This is a genomic window from Novosphingobium sp. FG137 (genome assembly GCF_057809735.1).
In genome coordinates this window covers 67,053-89,918 of record NZ_JBMDKN010000012.1, presented here as the reverse complement: position 1 = coordinate 89,918, position 22,866 = coordinate 67,053, and the positions used below count along the sequence as shown (strand labels likewise).

The following is a 22,866-nucleotide window of genomic DNA, read 5'->3' as shown; positions in this document are numbered from 1 at the left end:
CCCCCCCCCCCCCCCCCCCCCCCCCCCCCCCCCCCCCCCCCCCCCCCCCCCCCCGGGAGGGGTCTCAGAACCTCACCGCCCCTCAACCCTTCGTCATCCCCGCGCAGGCGGGGATCCAGAGCGGCTGCAGCACTTCCTCGCCCTAGATCCCCGCCTGCGCGGGGATGACGAAGGGTTGCGGAGTGACCAACGGGACGATGCCAAATCCGCAAGCGGCCCGCACATTGCCCCAAATCCTTGCGCCCCGCGCCCCCGCCCGCTAACCGGCAGCGCCATGAAGTACGTCAGCACCCGGGGCCAGGCGCCCTCGCTCGATTTCGAGGGCGTGACCCTCGCCGGCCTCGCCTCCGACGGTGGGCTCTACGTGCCCGAGCGCTGGCCGACCTTCACCCATGACGAGATCGCCGCGATGGCCGGGCTGCCCTATGCGGAGCTCGCCGCGAAGGTCATGCAGCCCTTCGTCGGCGACTGTATCGCGCCGGAGCGACTGCAGGAGCTGACGCGCGAGGCTTATGGCCGGTTTGCCCATGCCGCCGTCACGCCATTGGTGCAGCTTGATGAACGGCAGTGGCTGCTCGAGCTGTTCCACGGCCCGACTCTGGCGTTCAAGGACGTCGCGCTGCAGCTGCTTGGCCTGCTCTTCGAGGAGTTCCTAGGCCGCCGCGACGATCACCTGACCATCGTCGGCGCGACGTCCGGCGATACGGGCTCGGCGGCCATCGACGCGGTCGCGGGGCGCGCGAAAGTGGATATCTTCATGATCCACCCGCATGGCCGGGTTTCCGATGTGCAGCGGCGGCAGATGACCACGGTGCTCGCGCCCAATGTGCACAACATCGCCATCGACGGCAGCTTCGATGATGCGCAGGCGATGGTGAAGCGCATGTTCAACGACAATGCGATGACCAGCCGCTTCGGCATCGCGGCGGTCAATTCGATCAACTGGGCGCGGCTGATGGCGCAAGTGGTCTACTACTTCGCTGCCGCGCTGCAGCTTGGCGCGCCGCAGCGCAAGGCCGCCTTCAGCGTGCCGACCGGCAATTTCGGCGATGTGTTTGCAGGCTATGTCGCCGCGCAGATGGGCCTCCCCATCGAACGGCTGATCGTCGCCACCAACATCAACGATATCCTCCACCGCGCGTTGTCGAACGGCGACTATTCTGCTGGGACGGTGACGGCGACCTCGGCCCCTTCGATGGATATCCAGGTCTCCTCGAACTTCGAGCGGCTGCTTTACGATGCGGGCGGGCGCGACGGTGCAGCCTTGCTGGCGCAGATGAAGCAGTTCGAGACGACCAAGGCGATGCAGCTGACCAATTCGCAGCGGGAGGCGGCGGCCGGGCTGTTTACCAGCGCGCGCGCGGATCAGGTGGAAATGGCCAAGGCCATGCGCTGGGCGCACGAGGCTTGCGACGAAGTGCTCGATCCGCATACCGCAATCGGCCTGCATGCCGCGCGGGTGGCCGCCGGGCTTCCTGCCGATGTTCCGGTGGTGACGCTGGCGACGGCACATCCGGTCAAGTTCGGCGATGCGGTGGAGCGCGCAACCGGCGTGCGGCCATCGCTGCCCGGGCGGGTGGGCGATCTGTTCGAGCGCGAGGAGGCCTATACGCGCCTGCCGGGCGACTATGACACCGTCGCCGCGTGGATTGCCGAGCGCGCCACGCCCAAGGACGTTCTGGGAGCCGGCTGAGGTGGCCAACCTCGATCTTCAGGCAAAGCTCATGGTCGGGGCGGGCTGGGACCAGTTCGGCCTGATCGACAGCGGTGACGGGCGCAAGCTCGAACGCTACGGCCCCTATCGCTTCATTCGCCCGGAACCGCAGGCCTTGTGGGCACCGCGCGTGGCGGTGTGGGATGCGCATGGCGAATTCGTGCCGGGGTCCGACGAGGACGGCGGCGGGCGCTGGACGTATGCCAAGCCTGTGCCGCGCGAGGGCTGGCCGCTTGATTGGGCTGGGATCGGCTTTACCGCGCAGTGCACGCCGTTTCGCCACCTCGGCTTCTTTCCCGATATGGCGCCGGTGTGGGACTGGATGGGCGAGCAACTGGACGGCCGTCTGGATGCGTCCACGCTCAACATGTTCGGCTATACCGGCGTCGGCACCATGGCGCTCTCGCGCTTCGGGCCGGTCACGCATGTCGATGCCTCGAAGAAGGCGGTGGCGCAGGCGCGGGCCAATGCTGCGGTGGCGGGGCTGGAGGACCGGCCGGTGCGCTGGATTGTCGACGATGCGGCCAAGTTTGCCGCGCGCGAGGTGCGGCGGGGCAAGCGTTATGACGGGATCATCCTCGATCCGCCCAAGTTCGGGCGGGGGCCGGATGGCGAGGTCTGGCGGCTGGAGGAGAACCTGCCGACCCTGATCGCCGATTGTGCGCGGCTGCTGGATGCGGACAGCCGGTTCCTGTTCCTCACCGTCTATGCCGTGCGCATGTCCTCGCTCGCTATTGGCGGGCTGCTGGCAGAGGCGCTGGCGGGGCTGCCGGGCACAGTCGAGCACGGCGAACTGGCGCTCGCCGAGGAAGGTGAAAGCGGGCGCATCCTGCCCACCGCAATCTTCGCGCGCTGGTCCAATCCTGAAACATAAGAAAATCTGGGGCGGGCATCGCGACCACCGGCACTGGACAAGGGGGCGGCGGGGTGCCAGAGGCGCGGCCCGTGAACGACAGCCTCATCCTTGAAGTCGCCAACATCGAAAGCGATGTGCTCACCGGGATCTATTCCGAGGAGACCGGGCGGCCGCAGCCGCTGCGCATCTCGATTTCGGCCGCGCTCACCGCGCAGGACCGCTACACCCCCGATTGCCCGCTGACGGCGAGCAAGAACTACATGGACCTGAAGCACGCGGCGACCGAGGGCCTGCCGCAGGGTGTGCATTTCCAGCTGATCGAATCGGTGGCTGACCACATCTGCGAGACGCTGTTCCTGCAGGATAGCCGCGTGACGCGCGTCACGGTCAAGATCGTCAAGCTTGCGATCAGCGAGCGCGGCGAGGAGATCGGCATGACGCTGACCCGGCACCGGCGCGATTGATGGCGGCGCCGTCCGCCCGCCCGCTTGCGCTGGTCACCGGGGGATGGCGGCGCATCGGTGCAGCGATTGCCCGCACGCTGGCCGTGGCGGGCTGGGATCTGGCGCTTCACGCGCATAGCGCCGCGACTTTCGATCAGGGCTTTGCAGACGAACTCGCGCGGTTGGGCGCGGCTGTCCATCCCTTGGCGGCGGACCTTGCCGACGCCGAGGCCGTAACGCGGATGCCGGCTCAGGCCATGGCGCTGGCCGGGCGGGCACCGACGCTGCTGGTCAATTGCGCAGCGCTGTTTCGCGAGGATACGGTCGCCACGGTGACCGCCGGGATGCTCGAGGAGCATTTGGCGGTGAACCTTGCCGCGCCGGTGCTGCTCACCCGCGCGCTTGCCGACTTGGCTGTGGGCGATGCGGCGGTCGTCCATATCCTCGACCAGCGCGTGCTCAATCCGGTGCCCGATCAGCTGAGCTACACGCTATCCAAGCAGGCGCTGCATGCCGCGGTGCGCACGCTGGCGCGCAGTCTTGCGCCGCGCGTGCGGGTCAATGCCGTGGCGCCGGGGCTCACCCTGCCGACGCCGGACTACACCGAAGAGCAATGGCTGCGCCTCACCGCGCTGATGCCGCTCGAACGACTCGCCAGCCCGGGCGAGATTGCTGAGGCGGTGTTGTTCCTCGCGCAGGCGCGTGCCGTCACCGGACAGACTATTTTTGTTGATGGGGGCGCGCACCTTGAATCTTTTGCGCGAGACTTCGTATACCTTGAGACATGAGCACCACTGTCGCACCTCTGGTTGACCGCTTCGCGCGCCGCATCACCTATCTGCGGCTCTCGCTGACAGACCGCTGCGACTTGCGCTGTTCCTATTGCATGCCCGAACGCATGACCTTCCTGCCGCGCGCCGAGGTGCTGACGCTGGAAGAGCTGCACGAGGTGGCGCTGGCCTTCATCGCGCGCGGGGTGCGCAAGATCCGGCTGACCGGCGGCGAGCCGCTGGTGCGGCGCGACATGATGCAGCTGGTCCGCGCGCTCGGCCGCAAGATCGGCACCAACGAAGAGGGGGGAAGCCTCGACGAACTGACGCTGACCACCAACGGCACGCGGCTCGCCGAATTCGCCGATGATCTGGCGGCGGCGGGCGTGAAGCGCATCAACGTCTCGCTCGATACGCTGGACCGCACGAAGTTCGCCGAGCTGACCCGGCGCGACAGTCTGCCGCAAGTGCTGGAGGGCATTGCCGCAGCCAAGGCGGCGGGCATCCGGATCAAGCTCAATGCCGTGGCGCTCAAGGGCATCAACGAGCACGATCTGCCCGATCTCATCGCCTGGGCGCATGGTGAAGGCCATTCGGTCACGCTGATCGAGGTCATGCCGCTCGGTGAGGTCGAGGGCGACCGCTTCGATCACTATCTGCCTTTGGATGCGGTGCGCCGCGATCTCGAATCGCGCTGGACGCTGACGGGGAGTGATGCGCGCACCGGCGGGCCGGCACGCTATGTCGATATTGCCGAGACGGGCGGGCGGCTGGGCTTCATCACGCCGCTCACCGGGAATTTCTGCGAGGGCTGCAACCGCGTGCGCGTGACCGCGACCGGGCAGCTCTTCATGTGCCTCGGCGGCGAAGGCAAAGTGGACTTGCGCGCCGCGCTGCGGTCCGAGCATCCCGAAGCGGCGCTCAATGAAGCCTTTGCCCGCGCGATGGGCGAGAAACCCGAACGCCACGGCTTCGTGATCGATCGCCCCGGCGCGGCGCCCGCGCTGGCGCGCCACATGTCGATGACCGGCGGCTAGGATGTCGGCAAGACTGGTGTTCTTGGGCCGGCTGGAGGACATCGCCGGCATGGGCGAGCTTGCGGTGAACCCCGGTCCGCTCGAGCAAGTGCTCGCCGCGCTCGATCCCGCGCTCGCCATCGAATTGCTGGGCGAGCGGGTGCGTATGGCCTTGAACGGCGCGCTGCTCGGCGATGGCGGCGGCGTGATTTTGGCCGAAGGCGATGAGCTCGCCTTCCTGCCGCCCGTCAGCGGGGGCTGAGGTGGCCGACGTCCGCCTTTTGGGCGAAGGCTTCTCGCCGACGGACGCGCTTGCCGCATTTACCGCCTCGCACCCTGAGGCGGGCGGCATCGTCAGCTTCCTAGGTCAGGTCCGCTGTGAAGGCGGCCCCAATGCGGTCGAGGCGCTGGAGCTTAAGCACTACGCCGCGATGACGCTAGCCGGCATGGAGGCGCTCGCTGCCGCCACCCGCGCACGCTGGGCGCTCGATGGGCTGCTTGTCATCCACCGCTACGGGGTGATGCACCCCGGCGATCCGATCGTGCTGGTTGCCGCCGCTGCGCGCCATCGCCGCGATGCCTTTGCCGCCGCCGATTTCGCGATGGACCACCTCAAGAGTCAGAGCTGGTTCTGGAAACGCGAGAAAACCGCGCGCGGCTGGCGCTGGATCGAGCCCCGGCCCGACGACCACCGCGATCTGGCGCGCTGGTAGGAAACTAGCCGCCGAGCGCGCCGCCCAGCGTGGCAACCGCGCGGTCTTCCTCGGCGAGGAGCCCGGCGACTTCGCGGTGTGCGGGATCGACGATCTTCAGATCGGCATCAGGGCCGGTGGCCGCCTTTTCGGTCGCGGCGATCAGCAGCCGGTCGAGATCCGCGAGCGCAACCATGCCCTCGCCGCGCGCCGAGGTGAGGCTGGCGAGGGCGATGGCGGCGCTGCTCCAGGCCTCGGTGCCGGGGGCGGCGCCCTTGGCCGCTGCGATCAGGCGGCTGGCGGCGCCCTGCCGTTCGAGGAAGCGGCTGTGAGCGGCGCGGGCCGCATCGCGCAGCGCGGCGACGCGGGCGGGGAGATCGGCGCCGGCGGGAAGCTGGGTGGTCAGCGGCAGGCTTGCGGCGGGCTCCACCGGCTGCCCGGTGCCATAGGCGCGCTCCGCCGGGCGAATCGCCAGCGAGGGAAAGCGGGCGCGGTCCGCATTGCAGGCGCTGAGCGCGAGAAGGGCGAGGGCCGGCGCGGCAAGACGGATGGACAGGAATGCCATACCCGGGCCATAGAAGCTTTTGCCGGGGCGGGGAAGCAGGGCCTGCAGCGTGTCAGACGCGCAATTCGCCTCCCTGCAGCGTTGACATGGGGCCCTCGTTCGATTAACCGCGCCACTCTTTCCGGGCCTCCGCAATCGTGCGGAGATTCGGCCATGCCGGTTGATGGTGCGCATTTTGCGGGTCCATCGGGCGGCCAGACACTTGAAACGGATAGCAGGAACCATGTTCGCAATCGTGCGCACGGGCGGCAAGCAGTATCGGGTTGCCGCCGGAGACAAGATCGCGGTCGAAAAGCTGGCGGGTGAAGCCGGTGAAACGATCACGTTGACCGACGTCCTTCTCGCGGGGAACGAAGGCGTGCTCGCGGATGCCAAGGGCGTGACCGTTTCGGCCGAGATCATCGCGCAGGCGAAGTCCGAGAAAGTGGTCGTGTTCAAGAAGCGCCGCCGGCACAACTATCGCCGGAAGAACGGCCACCGCCAGCAGCTGACCCTGCTGCGTATCCTCAGCGTCGCCTGATCGCGACACCAGAGTCCAGCGACTCGCAAGATTCCGGAGTAAGCTCAGATGGCACATAAGAAAGCAGGCGGCTCTTCGCGCAACGGTCGCGATTCGGCAGGCCGCCGCCTCGGCGTCAAGAAGTTCGGCGATCAGCACGTGATCGGCGGCAACATCATTATCCGCCAGCGCGGCACGAAGGTGTACCCGGGCGCCAATGTCGGCATTGGCAAGGATCACACCCTCTTCGCGCTCGCCGAAGGCCGCGTACGTTTCCACTCGGGCAAGCTTGGTCGCAAGTACGTCTCGGTGGACATGATGGCCGAGGCCGCAGAATAACCGGATGGTCAGATCGGGCCATCCGCAACGGATGGCCCCCGCCGGCTCGGTAGAGCTGGCTTGACGAGGGAGAGGGGCCAACCCGTCTCCCTTTTTCTTTGTCTCCCTCACCCAAGCCACGATCTGGCGCATTAACCGCGCGAGACATGGCGACACGCAATACGCCTGTCATTTCCTTTGGTTAGCAGCCGAGGGAAATCGAGGGGCGGATGAGGAGACAAGGCATGTTCATTCGCAGTGAAAGACTGTTCCTGCGCCCCGCCTGGCCCGAAGACTGGGCCGAACTGCACGCCGCGATCGACGATGCGGCGGTTGTACACAATCTGGCCCGCGCGCCCTGGCCCTACCGGGCGGACGATGCGCGCTGGTTCGTGAGTCGGCAGCAGGACCCGCGCCATCCCGACTTTCTGGTGACCATGCCCAGCGCCGATGGCGCGCGGATCATCGGCTGCGCCGGGATCGCGCCGGGTGAGCAGGGCGCGGTCGAGCTCGGCTACTGGATCGCGCGCGACCAGTGGGGCCATGGCTACGCCACCGAAGCCGCCCGCGCGGTGCTCAGCATTGCGCGTGCACTGGGGCACGACCGGATCGAGGCGAGCCACTTCCTCGACAATCCAGCCTCGGGCCGGGTGCTGCGCAAGCTCGGCTTCGTGCCCACCGGCGAACACCGCCCCCGCCGCAGCGAAGGGCGCGGCTCGGTGGTGACGAGCGTGGTCTACCAGATCCACCTCGGCGAGGCCGGCAACGGTGACGGCGGCGGTGACGATCAGGAGTCGATGCGACGCGCGGCCTGACCCTGTGCTCCTTGCGCACCGCTCTTGCTCTGGGCGCGCCGGAGTTCTAGGCGTTGGAACTCCGGCGCGCGGGGGGAATTGCGCGCCGCAAGGGGGAAATCGGCCCACACAATGTCAGTTCGCAAGCGTCTCAGTCCCGAAGAAAGCCGTATTGCCGCCCTGGAAGCTGCGCGGGCCCTGTTGATCGAAACGGGACCGCAGGCGGTAACGCTGAAGGCCGTTGCGGGCCGCATCGGGCGCACCCATGCCAATCTGCTGCACCACTTCGGCTCGGCCTCGGGCCTCCAGAAGGAACTCGCGCGCCATCTCGCCGAGACGATCTGCGTGGGCATCCGCGAGGCGGTGATTGCCAGCCGTTCCGGCATCGGAAGCCCGCGCGATGTGGTCGAACTCACGTTCGACGCGTTCGACCGCGAGGGCGCAGGTGCGCTCGCCTCATGGATGCTGCTCACCGGCAACGAGGATGCGCTCGATCCGATCGTCGATGTGATCCACGATCTGGTGATCGAACTGAACGAGTTCGGCTCGGACACCATGCGCGGCACCACGCTGACGCTTGTGCTCATGGCGCTCGGGGACGCGCAGATGGGCGGGCCACTGAGCCAGGCGCTCGAACTGCCGCGCACCGCCGCGCGCGACTATGCCGCAACCATGCTCGAGAAGGCGATCGCAGAAAGCGGCCAGATCATGCAGGCGGGCTGAGGTCCATCCACCGGGGGGCGGCTTCAGGAACGATATCCTCCACGCGCCGGTGATCGACCGCGAGGCCGAGGTCTGGATAGGCAGTGCGCTGGCGGCCGGGATCTGACTGATCGAGCGGCACGACAACCAGCCGCCGGTTCACCTTCTGCCGCCAGTTCATCCGCGCGGTGTTTTCCTGACCCACGTAGCAGCCCTTGGTGAAGCTGACGCCGGCGAGGTCTGCGGCATTGGTTTCGAGCCAGAGCGTCTGCTCGCTGCCGAGTTCGGCGAGACCCTCGGTCACCCCCAGCGCGAGTCGGTGGGCAAGCCAGGCTGCGTCTGCGGCGGTATCGTCGGCGCTCATCGGAGCGATCCAGCGGTGGCCGAGTTCGGGCAGACGCGGATCGGTCGGTTCGCCATCGGCCTGCCAGTAGACGCCGAGCGTGGTATCCTCGGCAATCGCGATACGGCGGCGCAGGCGGTAGAGCGCGAGGCGCTTGGCGAGCGCAGGCGCTGCGGCAGCCTCGCAATCGAGCAGGAGGTCCGCTCCATCGCCCCAGACGATAAAGTCGAACAGCGCCTTGCCCTGCGGACTCAGCAGCCCGGCCCAGACGGGGAGGGGGCCCTTCACGTCATTGGTCACGAGGCCCTGAAGGAAGGCGGCAACGTCCTCGCTCTCGTCCAGCGGGGAAAGGCGCACCAAGGTGCGTGTTGTCAGTCTGGGTGCGCTCATAGGTGACAGATAGGCATGCTCCGGCTTAAGGGGAAGGGCATGACTGAACCTCGCTCGATCACGATCCGCCGCCCCGATGACTGGCATGTCCACTTGCGCGATGGCGCGCTGCTGGCGGGCGTTGCCCCGCATACTGCGCGCCAGTTCGCCCGCGCCATCGTGATGCCCAACCTTTCGCCGCCGATGACCGATGTGGCGGGGGTTGCGGCCTACCGCGACCGGATCATGGCCGCGCTGCCGGCGGGCACGGATTTTACCCCGCTGATGACCTTGTACCTCACCGATCACACCGATCCAGACGAAGTCGAGCGCGGGCATGCGGCGGGCGTGTTCGTGGCCGCCAAGCTTTATCCGGCGCATGCGACCACGGGTTCGGCGCATGGCGTGACCGATGTGGCGAACATCATGCCCGTGCTGGCGCGGATGGAAAAGATCGGCATGCCGCTGCTGATCCACGGCGAGGTGACCGATCACCATGTCGATATCTTCGACCGCGAGGCGGTGTTCATCGAGCGGACGCTGATCCCGCTGGTCAAGGCGCTGCCCGGGCTGCGCGTGGTCTTCGAGCATGTGACGACGAGCGAAGCGGTGCAGTTCGTCGAGAGCGCGGGCGCGAACCTCGCTGCGACGATCACCCCGCAGCACCTCCACATCAACCGCAACGCCATGCTGGTGGGCGGCATCCGCCCGCATGCCTATTGCCTGCCCGTTGCCAAGCGCGAGCATCACCGGCTGGCGCTGCGCAAGGCGGCAACCTCCGGCAGCCCGCAGTTCTTCCTCGGCACCGACAGCGCGCCGCATGCCAAGCACCTCAAGGAAGCGGCCTGCGGCTGCGCGGGGATATTCAACGCGCCCTACGCGCTCGAAAGCTACATCAAGGTGTTCGAGGAAGAAGGCGCGCTGGACAAGTTCGAGGGCTTTGCCAGCGAAAACGGACCGCGCTTTTACCGCCTGCCGCTGAACGAAGGCATGGTGACGCTGGAGCGTGCCCCGGTAACCGTCCCGGACGAGATCGATGTGGGCGAGACGATGGTCGTGCCCTTCCACGCCGGGGAAACGCTAGGCTGGCGCTTTCGTGTGTGAATTGAGCCGCGCCTGTTGGATCATGTCCCAGGTGAACAGGCCGAGCGCGATCCAGATCAGGATGAAGCACCCCGCGCGTGAGGTATCGAGCGGCTCGCCATAGAGGAAATGGCCGAGCAGGAAGCCGATGCTTGGCGTGATGAACTGCGCAAAGCCCATGGCCGAGAGCGTCAGCCGCCGCGCGGCATAGCCGAACAGCAGCAGCGGGATCGCGGTGAACAGGCCGCCGATCATCAGGAGGACGGCCATGTCCCAGCTCGCGGTCATGCTCGACCCGCCGCCGGCCCCGCTGCCAGTCCAGGCGTACCAGCCGACGACGACAAGCGCGGGGAGCAGGCTCACGCCTGTTTCGATCGTCACCGCTTCGACAGCGCCGGCAGGGACGATCTTGCGGACAAGGCCATAGAGCGCATAGCTCACCCCCAGCGCCAGGGAGACGGTGAGCATATCCAGCTCACCGAAGGCGAGGAGGCCGATGCCGGTGGCGGCGATCACCACTGCGGCCCATTGCACCCGGCTCAACCGCTCGTGCAGGAAAACCGTGCCGATGAGCACGTTGATCAGCGGCATGATGTAGTAGCCGAGGCTTGTCGCGAGAACGTGGCCGGTGACGACAGCAATGAAGAAGATCAGCGAATTGGTCGCGGTGAGTGCCGCGCTGGTGGCGAGCCTGAGCACCACCGTCCGGTTGCGCAGCGAGGCGAGGAGCGACGGACCTTGCCGTTGCAGCGCGATGATCGCGAGGCAGATGGGCATGCTGCACACGATCCGCCAAGCCAGCAGTTCGGGCGCGGGCACTTCGCCCAGCAGCTTGAAGTAGATCGGCATGACGCCCCAGAAGGTGTAGGTCGCAATCGCGGCGACAGCACCGTTGTGGCGGGAGGATGAGGCGGTCATGGCGCGCGCCATGGCAGGCCCGGCGCGCACGACCAAGCATCAAAATGGCATGGCCTGAACAGGCATTGGTGACGCGGAGTTAACCATGGCCGGTGCATGAGACGCGTGGATGCGCCTTCGTCACACCTTGCCCGCGATCCTCATCGCCGCGCTGGCCGCCTGTTCGGCCGACGCGCCGCGCACGCGCGGCGGCGAGGAAGGCCCCGCGCACGATCCGGTAATGACGGCGGCGATAGAGGGCCAGCTGATGGTCGATCCCGATCTTTCGCAGGCCAACAGCCGCAATCTGGCGATCATTCCGGCTGGCCCTGCCGATCCGGCACTGCCGCTGCCCGATCCCAAGAACTAGCGCACGGCGGCATAAATGGGCAGCTTACGCCCACTTGCGGACGTAAGCAGTCGCATCCATAGCAGGTTTGCGGAAGGAACAGGACGTGCGGAAGCGGCTGACCGAGCGATACAATGTCGACGCCATCCGGTTTACGCGAGAAGCGCCGCACAACGCGCTGTCTCGGGATTTGTTGGGAGCAGTCGATTCAATCCGTTCCGGTGGATCGGTTTTCCACATACTGCGCGATACTCCGGAGGACTCCGGGGACGAACTTTCGGTGCTGATCGACGGCGAAACCATCGTTCATTTCGAGCTACCTCGTTTGAGCTTTAAACGAACTCGCGTAGTGGGTGGACCGCCGGTTGATATTCAAATCGAGTCTCTTGAGGAGTTTCGCAAGCGGATCGGGCAAGGCCGATTCCGGCTGTTGTTGGATAGAGCCGTGGACGACGCCCATCTGCATAGAGCGTAGCGTCCGCTCCCCAGCAACCCCAGCCGTTCGCCCATCGCCGCAAGCGCACGCCCAGCCGGCAGCCCTCAGGTATCCCGCAGCCCCACGCCGATCGTCGCGCGCGGCTGCTCCATTTCGGCGGACGAGACCGGATAGGCGCACGAATCGGCCATGTAGTAGCCGCCCGGGCGGTTGTTGCCGGAAAGGCCGGTGCCCCCGAAAGGTGCGGCGGCGTTTTCGCCGATGGTCGGGCGGTTCCAGTTGACCACGCCGGCGCGGATGTTGGCCCAGAAGCGGTTGTAATCCTGCGGCGATCCGCCGACCAGCGAGGCGACGAGGCCGAAGCGCGTATTGTTCGCCTCGGCAATCGCTTCGTCGAAATCATCGACGCCGATGACCTGCAGCAGCGGGCCGAACAGCTCTACATCGGGCCGTTCGTCGATCTTGGTCACATCGATGATCGCGGGGCTGACGAAAGGCATATCCTCGCGCAGGCGGGCCATGTGCTTGATCGCGCGGCCGCCGTTGGAAAGGAGATAGACGAAGCTTTCGGTGAGGCCGTCGGCGGCGGCGTTATCGATCACCGGGCCCATGAAGGGCGTGGGCGTATCGAACGGTGCGCCCACGATCAGGCGTTCGGTGAGGCGGCGGACTTCGGTGACCACCGCGTCGTACATGGTCGATTTGACGATCAGCCGCCGCGCCGAGGAGCAGCGCTGACCCGCGCTGGTGAAGGCCGATTGCACCACGATCGCGGCGGCATCGACGATCTTGGGCGTGTCCCACACCACGATCGGATTGTTGCCGCCCAGTTCGAGCGCGACGACCTTGCCCGGATTGGACGCGAGCTTGCGATTGATCGAGACCCCGGCATGGGCGGAGCCGGTGAACAGCACGCCGTCCACCCCGTCGTGCATCGCCAGCGCCTGGCCTTGCTCTGGCCCGCCAAACAGCACCTGCACCACGGCGGCGGAGATGCCGGCGCGGTGGAAGCAGCGGGTGAGCATATCACCGGTGGCGGGGGCCTTCTCCGATGGTTTGAACACCACGACATTGCCGGCAATCAGCGCGGGGATGATCTGCGCGGCGGGAAGCAGCGCGGGCATGTTGTAGGGGCTGATCACCGCGACCACGCCATGCGGCTTGTGGCGCACGGCGGACGTGCCGTTCAGCGCGCCATCGAGCTTTCGCTGCGACGTGCGCTCGGCATAGGCACGCACCGAGACTTCGACCTTGTCTACCACGCCATCAACTTCGCCGCGCGCTTCCCACAGCGGCTTGCCGGTTTCGCGGGCGATCAGATCGGCGAGCTTGTCCGATTCCTTGCGCACTTCGTTGGCGAAGCGGCGCAGCAGTTCGATGCGGGTGGAAAGCGGCTGCGCGGCCCAGAGCGGCCAGGCACGGCGCGCGCGTGCGATCACGTCATCGACGTCGCCGATCCGGCCACGCCACAGTTCCGAACCGGTCGCGGGTTCGAACGAGACGAGTTCGCCGGTGGACACGGGTGCGCGGGGCCTTCCTCTGCCTTGCCTCTGGAGCGGCTTGGAGCCGCTTGCGTGTGCGGCCTATGGCATGGGAGTGGTAACCAAACAAGAAACCCCGCCGCGGGAAATCAGGGTTGCCCCTTGTGCCCGGCGGGAGCTGGCGCCGCGCCATGTGCCTCGCCCATGCGGCGCAAGGCGGCGATCTTGGCTTCGAGCAGGGACCAGTCGTCGCTTTCGGCTATCGGTGCCCAGATTGCCTCGACCTCGTCGATCAGCAGGGATTGCGGGGCGGGATCATCCCAATAGGGATGCGTGTCGGCGCCGGGTACGTAAGCGGCGAGGGCTTCGCCGAGCGCGCCACCGGCCTCTCCCCGCCCGCCCCGATGGCGGAAGAAGAAAGCATCCGGCCCTTCGCCGCTTTCGCTCATCGCCTGTTCGCACAGGCCAATCAGCGCGGTATCCTCCTCGATCCCGCGCGGCACCAGGCCGAGCCGCCAGCACCAGCGGCGGGCCATGGCGGCGCGGTAGTGATCTTCGAAGGTATTGAGCGCGGCAATCAGCGGCGGGGCTTCCTCCAGCGTGCGCAGCGCGACCGCGAGCTGCCCGCAGTTCCAGTGGATCGCCTGCACCTGCCGCCCGAAGGCATAGAGCCCGCTGCTGTCGAAATAGGCGGCGGTGAAGGCGGGGTCCCAGCGCGGCAGCCAGCGCCACGGGCCGTAGTCGAAGCTCTCACCCGTCACGTTCATGTTGTCGGTGTTGAGCACGCCGTGAACAAAGCCGGCGACGATGTAGCTCGCGGCCATATCGGCCATGCGTTCGACAACCTGATGCAGCAGGCGTGCAGCCGGGCTCGCGCCTTCCGGCCCGCTCGGTCCGGGGAAATTGCCGAGGCAATAGCCGACGAGCGCGGCCATGTTGTCCGCTTCGCCCAGCGCGGCCAGCCGCTGGAACGTGCCCATGCGGATGTGGCCGTGGCTAAGCCGCACCATCACCGCCGAGCGCGTGGGGGAGGGCTCGTCGCCCCGCCACAGCGCTTCGCCGGTCTCGATCACCGAGAAGGTGCGGCTGGTGTTGACGCCAAGCGCGCCGAGCATCTCGGTCGCGAGGATTTCGCGCATCGCGCCCTTCAGGGTGAGGCGGCCGTCGCCCTGCCGGCTCCACGGCGTCTGGCCGGAGCCCTTGGTGCCGAGGTCCATCAGGCGGCCCTGCCCATCGAGCATCTGCGCATAGAGGAAGCCGCGCCCGTCGCCGAGATCGGGATTGTACACCTGGAACTGGTGGCCGTGATACCGCAGCGCGAGCGGGTGGGGGAGGTTGCCCTCCAGCGGGGTGAAGCGGCCCATGTGGCTGATCCATTCCGCGTCGGTCAGCCCGGCAAGGCCAACTTCGGCCGCCGCGCGCTGGTTGCGGAAGCGCAGCCTGGTTTCGGGAAAGTCTGCCGGGGCGACGGGATCGCCGATCCATGCGGCGAGATCCAGAATGCGGGGAGCGGGGCGGTAGATCGCGTCTTGCGGGCTTGGCTGCATCGCGCGATAGTGGGGGTGAAGCGGGCGGCGTGCAAGCGCGCCCCTTTTGTTTATGTGCGGGGCTCAGGCAGTAGAGACAATGGCAGAGGCGCTGAAAGCCGGCGAAAAGCGCTGGGAAGATCGCAGCTGGTCAAGCAGCGACGGCCTCAGGCTGCATTTCCGCGATTATCCGGGCAGCACGGATCGCCCCCCTGTGCTGTGCCTGCCGGGGCTGACCCGCAATGCCCGCGATTTCGAGGCGCTGGCCGAGCGTCTGGCCGGGGAATGGCGCGTGATCTGCCCGGACATGCGCGGGCGCGGCGACAGCGATTATGCGCGCGATCCGATGACTTACACGCCGGTGCACTATGTCGCCGATGTCGAGGCGCTGCTGGCGGCGGAAGGGATCGAGCGCTTCGTTGCCATCGGCACATCGCTGGGCGGGCTGATGACGATGCTGCTCTCTGCCGCCAATCCGGGGCGCATCGCGGCGGCGGTGATCAACGACGTTGGCCCGGAGATCGAACCCGCCGGCCTTGCACGCATCCGCGAATATGTCGGGCAGGGGCGCAGCTACGAGACCTGGGTTCATGCCGCGCGGGCGCTGCAGGAAGCCAATCGTGACATCTATCCCGCGTGGGAACTGCCCGACTGGCTGCGCCTCGCCAAGCGCTGCATGGTGATCGGCACCGGCGGTCGCATCGTATTCGATTACGACATGAACATCTCCGAGGCGTTCGAAGCGGAGCAAGGGCCAGCCCCCGCGCCCGAGACGATGTGGGCGCTCTACGATGCGCTGGCGACGCGCCCGCTGCTGGTGCTGCGGGGCGCGCATTCGGATATTCTCTCCGCCGATGTTGCCGCGCGGATGGCTGCGCGGGCGCCTGCGGCCGAACTCGTTACCATCGCCGGCGTGGGCCATGCGCCGACGCTGGACGAGGACGAATCCATAGCTGCGATTGCGCGGCTGCTGGCGCGTGCAGGGTGATCGGCAAAGTGATCGGCAAAGTGATCGGCAGGGCATGAGCAAACCGGCGCCCGGCAAGCGGCTCCACTTTCTCCACCTGCATTCGACCTTCGACGCGGGGGGCAAGGAGCGGCGCAGCACCAGCCTGATCAACTGGTTCGGCAAGGCAGTCGATCACAGCATCGTCTCCGCCCAGCCAGGTGCGCTGGGTGCGCGGGCGCAGATCGATGCGGGGCTTCCGGTGCATTTCCCGTTCGGTTTTCCGCCGCTGCAAGGTCGCTTTGGTGTGCGCCGGTTGCAGACGCTGGCGCGCGCGATGCAGGGCTTCGACCTGATCCTCACCTACAACTGGGGCGCGATGGATGCGGCGATGGCGCATGCGATGTTTGCGCCGACGCTGGGCCTCGCCCCGCTGATCCACCACGAGGACGGGTTCAACGCCGACGAGGCGCAGAAGCTGAAGGCCACGCGCAACTGGTATCGCCGTGTGGCGCTGGCCCGTGCAAGCGCGCTGATCGTGCCTTCGCGCCAGCTGGAGCGCGTGGCGCTCGACGTGTGGCACCAGCCCGCCGCGCGGGTGCACCGCATCGGCAACGGCATACCGGTCAAGGACTACGACCCCGCCAAGGCAAAGCGCGTGCGCCCGGATGCCCTGCCCCGCGTGGTCAAGCGACCGGGGGAGAAATGGCTGGGGACGCTTGCCGGCCTGCGCCCGGTCAAGGCGCTGCCCCGGCTGGTGCGCGCCTTCCGTGCGCTGCCGGAGGAATGGCAGCTGGTGATCGTGGGCGAGGGGCCCGAGCGCGAGGCGATCATGGCCGAAGCGCTGCGGCTCGAGATCGGGCACCGCGTTCATCTGCCGGGCTTCGTGGCGAAACCGGCCGAAGCGACCGCATTGTTCGATCTTTTCGCGCTGTCTTCCGACAGCGAGCAGTTCCCGCTTTCGGTGGTCGAGGCGATGGCGGCAGGCCTTGCCGTGGCAAGCCCGGCGGTGGGCGATGTGGCGGATATCGTTTCGGCGCAGAATGCACCCTTCATCACTGCGCCGGGCGACGAGGCCGCGCTGGCGGCGGCACTGGCGCAGCTGGCTCAGGACGAGACGCTGCGCCGCCGGGTGGGCGCCGCCAACCAGCTGCGTGCGCATGAGCAGTTCGACGAGGGCGTGATGGCACGCCGGCACGCGGCCATTTATGCCGCCGCTCTGGGGCTGCCATCATTTCCGTAAAGCTGCCGGACAGTATCCCCATGTCAAAGAGCCCCATGGCAAACCGGCCATGTCAAAGCGGTTGAATTGGCAGGCCCCCCTGCTAAACAGCCGCATTCGTTAACCCAACGACCTGAAAGCGCAGTCTTGGCTCTCACTCCGAACACTCCATCTGCCCCCTCCCCCGCGAACAGCAAGGACGCTGCCGCACAGGAAACCTTCCTGCGTGAGGTCGATGATGCACTGCGCGAGGATCAGCTGTTCACTTTGCTGCGCACGCGCGGTCGGCCGATCATGGCGCTGGTCGTCGGCGGCCTCATCGGGCTCGGCGGCTGGTTGTGGTATACCGAGCATGCCGCAAGCGTGCGGGACAAGCAGAGCGAAGCTTTCGTGACCGCGCTCGACGCGCTGGAGGCCAGCCGCAACCAGACCGCAAAGCAGGGCATGGATCCGCTCGCCAAGACCGGCACCCCGGGTTACCGCGCGGCGGTGCAGATCACCGATGCCGGCATTGCCGAGCAGGCCGGCAAGGCCGATGACGCTGCCAAGATGTTTGCTGCAGTTTCCGCCGATGGCTCGCTGCCGGGCCCCTACCGCGATCTCGCCACGGTGCGCGAGGTGGCGACCAATTTCGACAAGCTGCCGCCGCAGACCGTGATCGACCGGCTGAAGCCGCTCGCGGTGCCGGGCAAGCCCTGGTTCGGCAGCGCCGGTGAACTCGTTGCGCTCGCCTACCTCAAGCAGAACAAGACCGAGGCGGCGGGCGCGCTGCTGGCCTCTATCGCCAAGGACAAGGCCGTGCCCGATACGCTGCGCCGGCGCACCCGGCAGCTTGCCGGGCAGCTCGGCGTGGACGCCGTGGACAATCCGGCCGCCGCCGCGAATGGCGGTCAGGGACAATAATGGATTTTCGTGATGGGATTTGAGGACATGACCGCAGCACGTCGCAGCCGACCTTTGGCGATCCGACGCTATGCCGTTTCCGCGGCAGTGGTGCTCGCGCTGGCGCTCAGCGGCTGCGGGATCACCAAGGGCAAGACCAAGTCGACGCCGACCGTGGGCGTGCGCATCCCGATCCTTTCGAAGATCGAGGCCGGCACCAAGGTCGATGAGGGCATGTCGGTGCTCGATGTGGTGCTGCCGGTTGCCGAACCCAATCCCGATTGGGCGCAGGCGGGCGGCACGGCGTCCAAGTCCTACGGCCACCTCGCGCTGGCGCAGCAGCCGCGCAAGCTGTGGGTTACCCGCATCGCCGGATCGAGCCCCAAGCAGCGCCTCGCGGCAGCGCCGGTGATTGGCGGCGGCAAGCTCTATGTGATGGACACCGAAGGCATGGTCCGCGCCTTCGATGCGGCCAGCGGGCACGAGGAGTGGAAGACGGAATTCCGCCTGCCATCATCAAACGCCTCGGTGTTCGGCGGCGGCGCGGCCTACAACGATGGCAAGGTCTTCATCACCACCGGGCTTGGCGAAGTGGCGGCGATCGAGGCGGCGAGCGGCAAGGTGCTGTGGCGCGTGAAGCCCGCAGGTCCGCTGCGCGGCAGCCCGACGATCGCGTTCGGCGGCGTCTATGTGATGACGCAGGACAACCAGATCGTCGCGCTCAACGTGGCGGACGGGACGCAGCTGTGGAGCGAATCCGGCTCGGTCGCGCAGACCGGCGTGTTCGGCGTGGCAGCGGCAGCGGCCGGGCAGGGCACGATCGTCGCGGGCTACAGCTCGGGCGAACTCGTCGCCTACCGCTACGAAAACGGGCGCCAACTGTGGTCCGACGCCCTTGCGCGCACCAGCATCGCGACTTCGGTTTCGACGCTGACCGACATCGACGCCGATCCGATCATCGAGAGCGGCCGCGTCTATGCGCTCGGCCAGGGCGGGCGCATGGCCGCCTACGAACTCGTGACCGGCCAGCGCGTGTGGGAACTCAACCTCGCCGGCATTTCAACGCCGGCGGTGGCGGGCGACTGGATCTTCACGCTGACCGACGAAGACAAGCTCCTGTGCATCGCCAAGGCGACCGGCAAGGTGCGCTGGATCGCGCAGATGAAGGCCTATCGCAGCGTCAAGAAGAAGAAGGGCCCGATCTTCTTCACCGGCCCTGTGCTTGCGGGCGACCGGCTGTGGATGGCCAACTCGGAAGGCGAATTGCTTGCCGCTTCGGTCACTGATGGGGCGGTCAAGCGCTACGCCAAGCTCGGCGCGCCAGTCACGCTGGCACCGGTTGTCGCGGGCGGGGTGCTCTACGTCCTTGATGACAGCGGGCACATCACCGCGTTCCGTTGATCGGCGGCATTCTCAGTTCTTGCCGGCGCATAAACGATTTTCTCATAGGTCCTCGTTAACACCGGGGCCATGAACGCTCCTGCATCCAGGCCTGCCAGCGATGTCTCGGCGGGAGTCGGCCTGTCCGGTCTGGTCGGCCTTGCGCTGTGGGTCCTGCTGTGTCGCAACTGGGCGGGCATTGCCGAGGCGCTGGCCCTGCCGGGGCCGCTTGAACCGCTCGCCGGGCCAAGTGCGGCACTGGCGGCGATGCTGTTCTCCGGCCTGCCGATGGTCGCTTGGTCGCTCATGGTGGACAAAGTGCACCTGCGCGCATCCACCGGCATCGACTGGGCCAATCCGCGCCCCTTGCGCGATGTGGTCGATATCTCGATCACCAAGGTGGCGGGCCTGTGGGCGACATGGTCGCTGCTGGGCTTCGTCTATTGCCTGTGCCGCTGGTACTGGCGCGGCCAGTATTTGTTCGCGATGGACGTGATCTCGGGCCTCGCCCCGCTGCTGTTCATCGGCACGATCCCCTATGTGCTCTGGCTCGACCGCGTGCTGGTCAATCCGCGCGATGCCTCATGGCATTTCGGCGCGATGCTGATCGGGCGCGAGACGTACGACAAGGCGGAAGTCGCCCATCATCTGCGCGCCTGGGCGGTGAAGGGCTTCTTCTGCGCCTTCATGTTTTCGATCATCCCCGGCGGCTTCGGCAACGTCGTGCAGATGAACTACGCTGCGGTGCTCGGCGATCCGCTTGCGCTGGGCAATGCGCTGATCGAGACGATGTTCCTGGTCGACGTGCAGATTGCCATGGTCGGCTATCTCCTCACGATGAAGCCGCTCGATGCGCAGATCCGCAGCGCCAACCCCTACCTCGGCGGCTGGGTCGCGGCGCTGATCTGCTATCCGCCGTTCATCCTGATGGGCGGCGGCGGCGTGCTCGATTATCGCACCAACGGCGCGGAATGGACCTTCTGGCTGCAGGGCATGCCCGCGCTCGAATGGATCTGGGTGGTGGCCATGGTGGTGCTGACGGGCATCTACGCCTGGGCCACGGTCGCTTTCGGCCTGCGCTTTTCCAACCTCACCTACCGCGGCGTGCTGACGAACGGGCCTTATGCCTTCACCCGGCACCCGGCCTATCTGTCGAAGAACGCGTTCTGGTGGATTTCGACGCTGCCATTCCTCACCACCACGCATTCGATGGTCGATGCGATCCGCAACACCGTGATCCTCGGCCTCGTCAGCGCAGTCTATTTCTGGCGCGCGAAGACGGAGGAAGCGCACCTGCTCGCCGAAGACGCCAAGTACCGCGAATACCATGCCTGGATGGCCGAACATGGTCTGGTCACGGGCAGGCTGAACCGCATCGGGCGGCTGTTGATGCGCGGGCGGCCTCGGGTGGAACCGCCACCGGTCGGCGCGGTGCATCCGGCGGAGTGAGCATGTGCTCTCTCCCCTCAAGGGGAGAGGGCTACTGCCTAGATCGCCACGCCCTCATCCGTCTCGTAAAGCCGGATCAAGCGGTCGTGGAAGCCAAGCCCGGCGCGCGCCGCAACCCATTCGGCCATGTGCGCCGACTTGGCATGCGCCATCAGCGCATCGCGGTCCGTCCAGCGCTCGGCCACATGGAACAGCGCCGGATCATCGATATCCTGCGCATAGCCATACTGGATGCAGCCCCGCTCGGCGCGCGTCGCCTCGGCCACCTTGCGCGCCAGCGGTAGCAGCGCCCCGATATGCTCTTCCGCCACCCGGAACGTGCCCATGACGACGATCATCGCGTTACAGGTCCTCGCCTTCGTCGGTGTCGTAGAGCTTGATATGCCGCTCCTTCATCGTCAGGCCCGAGAGCACCGCGATCCATTCGGCAACATGCGGGGTCTTGAGATGCGCGCCCAGCGCCTCGCGGCTCGTCCAGCGCTCGGTGATGTGGAAGATCTCGGGATCGGTGATGTCACGCGAATAGTCGTACTGCAGGCAGCCCTCTTCCGCTTGCGTCGCGGCGACGACCTTGCGCGCGGCTGGCAGGGCGGCTTCGATGGCGTCCGCATCAATGCGCAGCTTGCCCATCACGATGATCATTGTCTCTCTCCCGCTGATGTTCTGGTCCTAGAAGCTCTTCGCCTCGTAGATCGGATCGACCTTGCCGCCCCAGGCCCCATGGTAGAGCTCCAGCAGGCGCTCCGCCGGGGTCTTGCCCGTGCTCACGATCTCGTCGAGCGGGTGGAGATAGCCGGTCTCGTTGTCGCCCGCATCGTTGAGCTTGCCGCGTGCAGCCAGCCCGCCGCGCGCGATGGCGAGCACTTCCGCCGCGATATCGCGCAGCTTGCCGCCACCGGGCAGCGGAGCGTCGAGCCCCAGCTTGGGCACGCTGGCGCGCAGCTTTTCGCGCCCGTCCATGTCCCAGTCCTTGACGAGATCCCACGCCGCATCGAGCGCGGTCTGGTCATAGAGCAGGCCGACCCACAGCGCCGGAAGCGCGCAGATGCGGCTCCACGGCCCGCCATCGGCGCCGCGCATTTCGAGGAAGCTCTTGAGGCGCACTTCGGGAAACGCAGTGGAAAGGTGGTCGATCCAGTCCGAACGCGTCGGCTTCTCGCCGGGCAGCGCGGGCAGTTTGCCTTCAAGGAAGTCGCGGAACGACTGGCCGGCGGCATCGATGTAGCGCCCGTTCCGGAACACGAAGTACATCGGCACATCGAGCATGTAATCGACATAGCGCTCGTAACCGAAGCCCTCGTCGAACACGAACGAGAGCATGCCGGTGCGCGCCGGATCGGTGTCGGTCCAGATGTGGCTGCGATAGGAAAGGAACCCGTTGGGCTTGCCTTCGAGGAACGGCGAATTGGCGAACAGCGCGGTCGCCAGCGGCTGCAGCGCCAGCGAAACGCGGAACTTCTGCACCATGTCCGCCTCGCTCGAATAATCGAGGTTGGTCTGGATCGTGCAGGTGCGCAGCATCATGTCGAGGCCCATGGTGCCCACGCGCGGCATGTGCCGCAGCATGATGTCATAGCGGCCCTTGGGCATGATCGGTAGCTCTTCGCGCGTCTTGTCGGGCCAGAGCCCCACGCCGAGATAGGCAAGGCCGAGTTTGTCGCCGATGGTCTTGACCTGCGCGAGGTGGCGGCCGGTTTCGGCGCAAGTCTGGTGCAGGTTTTCGAGCGGCGCGCCGGAAAGCTCGAGCTGGCCCGCAGGCTCCAGGCTCACTGCGCCGTCCGGCCCGCCCATCGCGATCACGTTGGGGCCGGTGTCGCTGTCTTCCTCGATGGTCGTCCAGCCATAGTCCTGCAGCGCGAGCAGCAGATCGCGGATCCCGCCCGGCTCGCTGTAGGACGGCGCGGCGTGATCCTTCGTGCGATAGACGAACTTCTCGTGCTCGGTGCCGATCCGCCAGGCATCACGCGGCTTTTCGCCCTTGGCCATCGGTTCGACGAGCTGGTCGCGGCTCTCGATGATGGGATCGTTGCGATTCGAAACTTGTCTCGTGCTCATCCGCGTTTCGTTAGTGCGCCGCGAGGGCGCGCGCCAGCCGAAAACAGACATGCCAGCTGCGCGGGATCGGTTGCCCCCC

At 66.9% G+C, this 22,866-nt stretch carries 27 protein-coding genes; 19 read left to right on the top strand and 8 right to left on the bottom strand.

Translation table 11 applies throughout. The annotated features are described in order from the left end of the window. Window positions 1-274 precede the first annotated feature (274 nt). The 7 genes from thrC (at window position 275) to ACODS2_RS22640 (ending at window position 5,512) form a co-directional block, all read left to right on the top strand. On the top strand, window positions 275-1,693 hold the full coding sequence (thrC, locus tag ACODS2_RS22670) for a threonine synthase (RefSeq protein ID WP_489000753.1): 1,419 nt from the start codon (window positions 275-277) through the stop codon (window positions 1,691-1,693). 31 nt (window positions 1,694-1,724) lie between these two features. Then, window positions 1,725-2,588 (top strand): RsmD family RNA methyltransferase, encoded by an 864-nt coding sequence (locus ACODS2_RS22665; protein WP_489000758.1) that lies wholly within the window; start codon window positions 1,725-1,727, stop codon window positions 2,586-2,588. A gap of 71 nt (window positions 2,589-2,659) precedes the next feature. Then, window positions 2,660-3,034, top strand: coding sequence for a dihydroneopterin aldolase (locus tag ACODS2_RS22660; RefSeq protein WP_298164958.1), 375 nt, complete (start codon window positions 2,660-2,662; stop codon window positions 3,032-3,034). Further along, window positions 3,034-3,801, top strand: coding sequence for an SDR family oxidoreductase (locus tag ACODS2_RS22655; protein WP_489000752.1), 768 nt, complete (start codon window positions 3,034-3,036; stop codon window positions 3,799-3,801). The genes ACODS2_RS22660 and ACODS2_RS22655 overlap by 1 nt, the downstream gene beginning before the upstream one ends. Next, entirely contained in the window at window positions 3,798-4,820 is a 1,023-nt protein-coding gene (moaA, locus tag ACODS2_RS22650; RefSeq protein ID WP_489000751.1) for a GTP 3',8-cyclase MoaA, read from the top strand. Before ACODS2_RS22655 ends, moaA begins: the two co-directional genes overlap by 4 nt. A 1-nt stretch (window position 4,821) precedes the next feature. Beyond that, the gene (locus ACODS2_RS22645) at window positions 4,822-5,061 is read left to right on the top strand and encodes a MoaD/ThiS family protein (RefSeq protein ID WP_298164951.1); all 240 of its coding nucleotides are present in this window, start codon (window positions 4,822-4,824) and stop codon (window positions 5,059-5,061) included. Window position 5,062: 1 nt separating this feature from the next. Continuing rightward, complete coding sequence (locus tag ACODS2_RS22640; protein ID WP_489000750.1) at window positions 5,063-5,512, top strand: molybdenum cofactor biosynthesis protein MoaE; 450 nt, start codon at window positions 5,063-5,065, stop codon at window positions 5,510-5,512. Between the two features lie 4 nt (window positions 5,513-5,516). Here the strand turns inward: ACODS2_RS22640 and ACODS2_RS22635 are convergent, their stop codons facing one another. After that, the gene (locus tag ACODS2_RS22635; protein ID WP_489000749.1) at window positions 5,517-6,056 is read right to left on the bottom strand and encodes a hypothetical protein; all 540 of its coding nucleotides are present in this window, start codon (window positions 6,054-6,056) and stop codon (window positions 5,517-5,519) included. Window positions 6,057-6,279: 223 nt separating this feature from the next. Here ACODS2_RS22635 and rplU point away from each other — a divergent pair, with 223 nt between their 5' ends. The 4 genes from rplU to ACODS2_RS22615 all read left to right on the top strand — a co-directional run bounded on the left by rplU (window position 6,280) and on the right by ACODS2_RS22615 (window position 8,390). Then, on the top strand, window positions 6,280-6,576 hold the full coding sequence (gene rplU / locus ACODS2_RS22630) for a 50S ribosomal protein L21 (protein WP_298164944.1): 297 nt from the start codon (window positions 6,280-6,282) through the stop codon (window positions 6,574-6,576). A 48-nt stretch (window positions 6,577-6,624) separates the two neighbouring features. Next, a complete protein-coding gene (gene rpmA / locus ACODS2_RS22625) occupies window positions 6,625-6,894 on the top strand; it encodes a 50S ribosomal protein L27 (RefSeq protein ID WP_298164942.1) in 270 nt (89 codons plus the stop codon). A gap of 224 nt (window positions 6,895-7,118) precedes the next feature. Further along, on the top strand, window positions 7,119-7,688 hold the full coding sequence (locus tag ACODS2_RS22620; RefSeq protein ID WP_489000748.1) for a GNAT family N-acetyltransferase: 570 nt from the start codon (window positions 7,119-7,121) through the stop codon (window positions 7,686-7,688). 111 nt (window positions 7,689-7,799) lie between these two features. Further along, the gene (locus ACODS2_RS22615) at window positions 7,800-8,390 is read left to right on the top strand and encodes a TetR family transcriptional regulator (RefSeq protein ID WP_298164939.1); all 591 of its coding nucleotides are present in this window, start codon (window positions 7,800-7,802) and stop codon (window positions 8,388-8,390) included. On the opposite strand, the gene ygfZ is transcribed toward ACODS2_RS22615, so the two are convergent. Next, on the bottom strand, window positions 8,374-9,102 hold the full coding sequence (ygfZ, locus tag ACODS2_RS22610) for a CAF17-like 4Fe-4S cluster assembly/insertion protein YgfZ (RefSeq protein ID WP_489000747.1): 729 nt from the start codon (window positions 9,100-9,102) through the stop codon (window positions 8,374-8,376). The genes ACODS2_RS22615 and ygfZ overlap by 17 nt on opposite strands. 39 nt (window positions 9,103-9,141) lie before the next feature. Here ygfZ and pyrC point away from each other — a divergent pair, with 39 nt between their 5' ends. Beyond that, window positions 9,142-10,185: a dihydroorotase gene (gene pyrC, locus ACODS2_RS22605; RefSeq protein WP_489000746.1), complete on the top strand. Its 1,044-nt coding sequence runs from the start codon at window positions 9,142-9,144 to the stop codon at window positions 10,183-10,185. On the opposite strand, the gene rarD is transcribed toward pyrC, so the two are convergent. Beyond that, window positions 10,162-11,094, bottom strand: coding sequence for an EamA family transporter RarD (gene rarD / locus ACODS2_RS22600; RefSeq protein WP_489000745.1), 933 nt, complete (start codon window positions 11,092-11,094; stop codon window positions 10,162-10,164). The two genes, pyrC and rarD, sit on opposite strands and share 24 nt — an antisense overlap. 97 nt (window positions 11,095-11,191) lie before the next feature. Here rarD and ACODS2_RS22595 point away from each other — a divergent pair, with 97 nt between their 5' ends. Then, on the top strand, window positions 11,192-11,431 hold the full coding sequence (locus ACODS2_RS22595; protein ID WP_489000744.1) for a hypothetical protein: 240 nt from the start codon (window positions 11,192-11,194) through the stop codon (window positions 11,429-11,431). A gap of 85 nt (window positions 11,432-11,516) precedes the next feature. Next, a complete protein-coding gene (locus ACODS2_RS22590; RefSeq protein ID WP_489000743.1) occupies window positions 11,517-11,885 on the top strand; it encodes a hypothetical protein in 369 nt (122 codons plus the stop codon). Between the two features lie 65 nt (window positions 11,886-11,950). On the opposite strand, the gene ACODS2_RS22585 is transcribed toward ACODS2_RS22590, so the two are convergent. Continuing rightward, on the bottom strand, window positions 11,951-13,366 hold the full coding sequence (locus ACODS2_RS22585) for a succinylglutamate-semialdehyde dehydrogenase (RefSeq protein ID WP_298164929.1): 1,416 nt from the start codon (window positions 13,364-13,366) through the stop codon (window positions 11,951-11,953). Between the two features lie 110 nt (window positions 13,367-13,476). Further along, window positions 13,477-14,874 carry a protein adenylyltransferase SelO family protein gene (locus tag ACODS2_RS22580; protein WP_489000742.1) on the bottom strand — a complete coding sequence of 466 codons (1,398 nt, stop codon included), beginning with the start codon at window positions 14,872-14,874 and terminating at the stop codon, window positions 13,477-13,479. Window positions 14,875-14,953: 79 nt separating this feature from the next. On the opposite strand from ACODS2_RS22580, the gene ACODS2_RS22575 reads away from it, so the two are divergent. The 5 genes from ACODS2_RS22575 to ACODS2_RS22555 all read left to right on the top strand — a co-directional run bounded on the left by ACODS2_RS22575 (window position 14,954) and on the right by ACODS2_RS22555 (window position 20,732). Next, a complete protein-coding gene (locus ACODS2_RS22575; protein ID WP_489000741.1) occupies window positions 14,954-15,841 on the top strand; it encodes an alpha/beta fold hydrolase in 888 nt (295 codons plus the stop codon). A gap of 34 nt (window positions 15,842-15,875) precedes the next feature. Next, complete coding sequence (locus ACODS2_RS22570) at window positions 15,876-17,042, top strand: glycosyltransferase family 4 protein (RefSeq protein WP_489000740.1); 1,167 nt, start codon at window positions 15,876-15,878, stop codon at window positions 17,040-17,042. A gap of 126 nt (window positions 17,043-17,168) precedes the next feature. Further along, window positions 17,169-17,924, top strand: coding sequence for a tetratricopeptide repeat protein (locus ACODS2_RS22565; protein WP_298164921.1), 756 nt, complete (start codon window positions 17,169-17,171; stop codon window positions 17,922-17,924). A gap of 27 nt (window positions 17,925-17,951) precedes the next feature. Beyond that, the gene (locus ACODS2_RS22560) at window positions 17,952-19,304 is read left to right on the top strand and encodes an outer membrane protein assembly factor BamB family protein (RefSeq protein ID WP_489000739.1); all 1,353 of its coding nucleotides are present in this window, start codon (window positions 17,952-17,954) and stop codon (window positions 19,302-19,304) included. Window positions 19,305-19,373: 69 nt separating this feature from the next. After that, window positions 19,374-20,732 carry a methyltransferase family protein gene (locus tag ACODS2_RS22555; RefSeq protein ID WP_489000738.1) on the top strand — a complete coding sequence of 453 codons (1,359 nt, stop codon included), beginning with the start codon at window positions 19,374-19,376 and terminating at the stop codon, window positions 20,730-20,732. Window positions 20,733-20,770: 38 nt separating this feature from the next. Here the strand turns inward: ACODS2_RS22555 and ACODS2_RS22550 are convergent, their stop codons facing one another. The 3 genes from ACODS2_RS22550 to ACODS2_RS22540 are packed head-to-tail and all read right to left on the bottom strand — an operon-like array spanning window position 20,771 to window position 22,787. Beyond that, entirely contained in the window at window positions 20,771-21,070 is a 300-nt protein-coding gene (locus ACODS2_RS22550; protein WP_489000737.1) for a putative quinol monooxygenase, read from the bottom strand. Window positions 21,071-21,074: 4 nt separating this feature from the next. Further along, window positions 21,075-21,374 carry a putative quinol monooxygenase gene (locus tag ACODS2_RS22545; protein WP_298164911.1) on the bottom strand — a complete coding sequence of 100 codons (300 nt, stop codon included), beginning with the start codon at window positions 21,372-21,374 and terminating at the stop codon, window positions 21,075-21,077. 27 nt (window positions 21,375-21,401) lie between these two features. Continuing rightward, on the bottom strand, window positions 21,402-22,787 hold the full coding sequence (locus ACODS2_RS22540; protein WP_489000736.1) for a glutamate--cysteine ligase: 1,386 nt from the start codon (window positions 22,785-22,787) through the stop codon (window positions 21,402-21,404). Window positions 22,788-22,866: the final 79 nt, after the last annotated feature.